Source organism: Streptomyces sp. NPDC002130 (assembly GCF_040296465.1).
GTDB lineage: Bacteria > Actinomycetota > Actinomycetes > Streptomycetales > Streptomycetaceae > Streptomyces.
In genome coordinates this window covers 1-4,255 of record NZ_JBEOXI010000426.1, presented here as the reverse complement: position 1 = coordinate 4,255, position 4,255 = coordinate 1, and the positions used below count along the sequence as shown (strand labels likewise).

The following is a 4,255-nucleotide window of genomic DNA, read 5'->3' as shown; positions in this document are numbered from 1 at the left end:
TCGGCGACCTCGACGACACAGACCCGAGTGCCGGGTATGAGCGGTGCGTTGGCGCTGGTACGGCCCGGTCCCGTCGTGCCCGGCCCGTGTGGGCGGACTCGGAGGGTGCCGACGCGCACCTGGATGTGTGTCCCGGTCGGAGTGTGGACGCACGCGTTGGTGAGCAGATTCGACAGGATCTGCGCCAGCTGATGCGGGTCGCCGACGGCGTCGACGACGTCCAGCTCGTCCACGCGGGCGTCGTCCTCGGGGTCGGCGAGAGTGCGATACCGTCGGCCACGAGAGAGAGGAGGTCGACCGGTTGCCACCGCGTCGCGGGGACCTCACCGAGCCTGGCCAGTTGGGACAGGCTCTCGATGAGACGGCTCATCCGGTCGGCGTTCCGCACGATCAGCTGCTGCGCCTCCTGGCGTCGTTCCAGGCTCATCTCCGGCTCCTGCACCAGGAGTTCGGCGAAGCCCTGCAGAGACGTGAGGGGAGTTCGCAGTTCATGGCCGGCGTCCGCCAGGAAGTGGCGCAGCCGTTGCTCCGACGCCTCGGTGCGACACAGCGCGGTGCGCAGCCGGTCGAGCATCGTGTTCAGGGCACGGCTGAGGTGGCCGACCTCGGTGACCGCATGCCGGTCCGGAACGCTCAGTTCCAACTCACCTTCTGCGATGCGCCTGGCAGTGCGCTCGACTCCGACCAGCGGCCGCAGTCCCAGCCGCACAGCGAGGGTGCCGAAGAGGACGACCCCCGCTGCGACGGCCACCCCGACAGCGAGGCTGAACCACAGCATCCGGGAGGTCGCCTCGTCCACCTCCTTCAGAGGCAGCGCCACCACGACCCGGGTGCCGTCGGTGCCGGACCGGGCGATCACCCGCCAGGTGCTGCCGCCGTCGGTCGCGGCGACCGTGGCGGGGCGGCCGTTCTCGACGCCGAGTTCCGCCTCCGACTTCGGGAGTCGCGGCCCGGCACTGCCCCCGTCGCCGCTCAGCGACATGGCATTCCGGTGGCCGCCTCTGTCGTAGAAGTACACCCGGTAGTCCGAAGGGAGGCTGCCCGTCCTGCCGGGCGCCCCTGACGCCGTCCGGCCGTCGGCCACGTCCTTGTAAAGCTGGGGCACCGGCTGGAAACGGGTCAGTCGCCGGTCGACCTGGTCCGTCAGCCAGGAGTGAAGCAGGGCGAGTCCTGCCGCCTGACAGAGCAGAACCGCCGAGGTGGCCAGCAGCGTGACGCCGAGCACCAGGCGGGCTCGCAGCGAGCGCGGTTTCAGCCGGCGCAGCCACCGCCTCACAGCGCCGCCGCCCCCGGTCCGGGGCGCGCGGCCCGCAGGCAGTAGCCGACACCGCGGACCGTCTGGATGAGCTGGGGCTCGAACCGGTCTATCTTGCGCCGCAGGTTGCGTACGTAGGTGTCGACGATGCGGGCGTCACCGGCGAAGTCGTAGTGCCAGACCTCGGACAGGATCTCCTTCTTGCCCACCACGCGTTCCGGCTGCGCAAGCAGGCAGACCAGGAGCCGGAACTCGGTGGGCGACAGCCGGATGGGCAGCCCGGACCGGCGCACCTCGTGGGTCTGCTGGTCCAGCACCAGATCCGCGTACCGCAGCGGCGGTCTCCTGGTCCCTCCGCCCGGTGGCATGTCACTGCGCCGCAGGATGGCACGGATGCGCAGCAGCACCTCCTGCACGTGGAACGGCTTGGTGACGTAGTCGTCGCCGCCGGAGCTGAGGCCGATGATGCGGTCCTCGACGTCCGTACGCGCCGTCAGGAACAGCACCGGCGTATAGACGCCCTCAGCCCGCAGATGACGGGTCACCGCGAAGCCGTCGATGTCCGGAAGGCCGACGTCCAGCACGATCAGGTCGGGTTGGCCGCGACCGGCCTCGAACATGGCGGTCTGGCCTGTGTCGGCGGTGCTCACGGAGTAGCCGGCGGCGTGCAGGGCGGAAGTGAGCAAGGTGCGGATGCTGGGGTCGTCCTCGACGACAAGCACATTGTGTGGGGGTGGCGCGGGCGCCGACGGCGCGACGGGCATGGACCTTCCTTTGCTCGTGAGGAGTTCGCGGTGCGCCGAACGCCCGGACGGCGCCCCACGGGGGACTGCCGTCCGGGCGCCGGTGATCAGCCGGTCACCTCCTTGTTCTTGGCCAGCGCCGCGGTACGCTCGGTGACCGTCTTTCGCAGCTTCTCGACGGCGGAGTCCAGCTCCTTGCCGTCGGCACCGGCCTTCCCCGCCTGTTCGGCGATGGCGTTCAGCGCCTTCAGTGCGGTCCCGGAGCCGTAGAACTTCTGGTACAGCTCCTTGTACGCCTTCTTGTAGACGGGATCGAAGGTGTCCGAGTCCAGGAAGCGCTCCTTCAGCGGGTGGCCGATCATGCCGGCGAACCCACCGCCTTCGCCCTCACCGCCCTGACCGCCTTGGCCGTTCTGACCGCCCGGCAGACCGGGAGGCATGTCGGACGGCATGCGTTCCGGCAGATTCTCGGGCATCCCCGAAGGCATTCCTTCGGGCATTCCTTCGGGCATTCCTTCGGGCATTCCTGACGGCATCCCGGAGGGCATGTTCTGCGCGGCTTGGCCACCTGTGCCCTGGCCGCCCTGGCTGCTCTGCCCAGTGGCACCTCCAGTGCCACCACCGAAGGCACCGCCCATGCTCGTGTCGTCGTCCGGGCCCGAGGTCGCATCGCCGGTGAAGGTGAGGTTGTAGTCCCATCCCAGGACCGAGAACTTCTTGGTGTCCAGGTCGTACCACAGCAGGTAGTTCTTGCCGGGTCCGGCCATGTCGTCGAAGTTCATGAGCAGGTTCTGCGCGGCGAGGTACGTCGCCAGGGACTCGACGTCCACGTGCTGGTCGAGTTCCTTCTCGAACTCCTCGTCCGACGCCTCGTTCGCCCACTTGATGAGCTTCATGACCGGCTCCAGGTCCTGACTGCCCACTTTGTTGAGCTGCTCGAACGACTCCTCGTAGTCGGTCGGGTCGTCGCCCTTGTACTCGAAGCTGCCGCCGGCCCGCGCCTTGTAGAGCACGCCGTTGCCGTCAGCGATGGACTCCGCGTACTCCGTGTCCGGGCTCTCGACCATCAACCGGGTGGCGACCGGGCGGGTGTTGACCTTTACCGACGTGAAGGCGTACCGCTCGTTCTTCTGACCGGTGGTGTCCGTCAGACTCAGCGCGAGGGCCTCGTTCACCGGGACCTGGCCGTTGCTTCCGGGGCGCAGCGAGATCTCACGCTCGCCCTGATAGGCGCGGCCCTCGACGAACTCGTCGATCTTGATGAGCCAGGGCAGTTCCTCGGGCTTCTTCTCGGACAGGTTGTACTGCGTGATCCCGCCCATGATGTCACCGGCCCCGCCGGGACCGCGGCCATTGGCCTGGCCGCGGTCCCGGCCCCCGGTTGCGCCGTCCTGCTGCGCCTCCGGGGCGCCCTGCTCGGCGCCTTCGGGCATGGTCCGGCCGCCACCGGGCATGCCCTGGCCGTTTCCGCGCAGGGACAACAGTGTGGAGTTGCCCTTGAGGCGGATTCCAACGTCCTCGAGGTAGACCCCGTCGATGGTGAGGTCGGCTTTGATGTAGTCCTTGGTCCCGTCCTCGCGGAACTCCTTCATCATCTTTGTGAAGTCGGTCTGGTCGTACTCCAGTTGGATGGAGTGGGAGACCGAGGTGTCGTACAGGTCGACCATGCCCTCGACGTTCTGCGTGATGGCGTCAGCCTCCACGCGGGAGGAGGAGGTGACGTACGGCGAGATTCGGGCGTCGCCGAAGAAGTAGACCATCACCGCCAGTCCCGCGCAGAGGGCGCCGGCCGGCTTCCAGTGGTGCCGCAGCCGTACGGGGATCCGGTCGCGGAGCCGCCGCGGCCTGCGCCGGGGAGCCGCCTCGCTGCCGCCGGCCATCACAGGTCGGTCGAGTCGTAACCGGTCAGCACGGTCACCCGCTGGCCCGATGTCCGCTCCTGCAGCGCGGCCACCAGGTCGCCGGGCTCGGTGCCCTTCTTCATGCGCACCGTGTAGAACACCTCGGTCAGCGCGCCGCCGCGGATCGTCTCGGTGCTCACCAGCTCGAACTCGCTGGTGTACTTGATCAGTACGTCACCGATGGCGGGGCCGTAGTCTTCACCGGCCGGCACCTGGACCTTGACGACCTGCCGCTGCACGTTGAGGGCGAACCAGTTGAACTTGAACATGACGAGCATGACGGCGCAGATCACCACGGCGCCGACCGCAGCCAGCGTGTAGAAGCGGGCGCCGCAGGCCATGCCGATCGCCATGGC

Annotated in this window: 3 protein-coding genes and 1 pseudogene; all 4 read right to left on the bottom strand. The window is 68.5% G+C overall.

Annotation, left to right across the window (positions count from 1 at the left end; translation table 11 throughout):
* Positions 1–1,276, bottom strand: a 1,276-nt coding sequence (locus ABT116_RS51075) for a histidine kinase dimerization/phospho-acceptor domain-containing protein (protein ID WP_502984023.1), incomplete at its 3' end; no start/stop codon positions are given.
* A complete protein-coding gene (locus ABT116_RS40185; RefSeq protein ID WP_351644948.1) occupies positions 1,273–2,019 on the bottom strand; it encodes a response regulator transcription factor in 747 nt (248 codons plus the stop codon). The genes ABT116_RS40185 and ABT116_RS51075, both read right to left, overlap by 4 nt.
* 86 nt (positions 2,020–2,105) lie before the next feature.
* Positions 2,106–3,878 (bottom strand): CotH kinase family protein, encoded by a 1,773-nt coding sequence (locus tag ABT116_RS40180; protein ID WP_351644945.1) that lies wholly within the window; start codon positions 3,876–3,878, stop codon positions 2,106–2,108.
* A pseudogene (locus ABT116_RS40175) lies at positions 3,878–4,255 on the bottom strand (DUF4956 domain-containing protein); the annotation flags it as partial. The gene ABT116_RS40180 and the pseudogene ABT116_RS40175, both read right to left, overlap by 1 nt.